Annotated in this window: 1 protein-coding gene; it reads right to left on the bottom strand. The window is 65.4% G+C overall.

Features of this window, described 5'->3' with window-relative positions:
• Positions 1–50: 50 nt before the first annotated feature.
• Positions 51–1,178, bottom strand: coding sequence for an IS256 family transposase (locus tag EDC25_RS14605; protein WP_132577808.1), 1,128 nt, complete (start codon positions 1,176–1,178; stop codon positions 51–53).
• Between the last annotated feature and the right edge of the window lie 24 nt (positions 1,179–1,202).

Genomic DNA, 1,202 nt, shown 5'->3' with positions numbered 1-1,202 from the left:
GATAAAGCAACATCCCGTCTGTAAATTCGCGACCTTTCGTTGGCGTTGGATCAGTGGTCTCCATCCATGTTGAGGTAGGCGCGACCGCTCACCCACTCCTCGGATATCTCCATGGCCACAGCGCTGGCCAAGCGTTCGCACGACGCCGTGTTCGGGAACAGTGTGGCGACCCGCGTGCGTCGTTTGAGCTCCTTGTTGAGCCGCTCCAGTGCATTGCTGGTCCGCAGGCGGCGGCGGTGTTCGGTTGGCATCGCGAACACGGCAAAGCTCTCCGGAACGGCCTCGGCGGCCCATGCAGCCAGCTTGGGCGCCTTGGTCTCCCACGTGGCCATGAAGCGCTTCAGCAAGCGCCTGGCTTCGTCGGCGTCCGGTGCGTTGAACACGTGGCGCAGGTCCGAGGCCACCGCCTTGCGCAGGGATTGTCGCGGCACGTACTGCCCCGCATTCTGCTGCAGGTGAAACTGGCAGCGCTGCCAAGGCACGGACGGGAACGTGGCGATACGCGCCGCCTTCAGACCGGCATGGCAGTCGGAGACGAACAGCTTCACACCGTGCAGGCCACGCTTGCCCAGTTGTTCCAGAAAGCGCCGCCAATGCACCTCCGCCTCGGACAGCTCCACCGAGATGCCCAGTACGTCCCGCTTGCCGTCAGGCGCCACACCCAGTGCCACCAGGACCGCTGTGTCGATGACCTGACCGCCATGGCGGACCTTCTCGTACCGGGCGTCCAGGTAGACGTAGGGGTACACGCCCAAGTCGCGCTCGCGCCAGGCCGCCAGTTCCTCATCCAGCAGCGCCGTGCAACGCGATACCTCGGTCGAGCTGACCTCAAAGCCGCACAGTTGCTCGGTGATTCGGGCGACCTTGCGCGTGGACACGCCCTCCACGTACATCTGCGCCAGTGCCAGCTTCAGCGCCCGCTCCGAGCGCAGCCCCTTGTCCAGCGATTGCGGGTAGAAACCCCCTTCTCGCACCTGCGGCACCCGCAGCTCCAGAGCGCCCATGCGGGTCTTCATGGTCCTTGTCTTGTAGCCGTTGGCGTAGCCACGACGGGCGTCGCTGCGTTCGTAGCGGCCCGCACCCACGTGTCGCTCCCGCTCCACGCGCATGGCCTCGTTGATCAGTGCAGCCAGCGCATCGGGCAGGCCGTCCAGCCCACGTTCGGCAATCAGTTCCACAGCAGACGGGCTCTCGGTATCCTG

Origin of the sequence: Pseudofulvimonas gallinarii, from assembly GCF_004343305.1 — a bacterium.
GTDB lineage: Bacteria > Pseudomonadota > Gammaproteobacteria > Xanthomonadales > UBA2363 > Pseudofulvimonas > Pseudofulvimonas gallinarii.
This window is presented reverse-complemented; position numbering and strand designations above follow the sequence as displayed.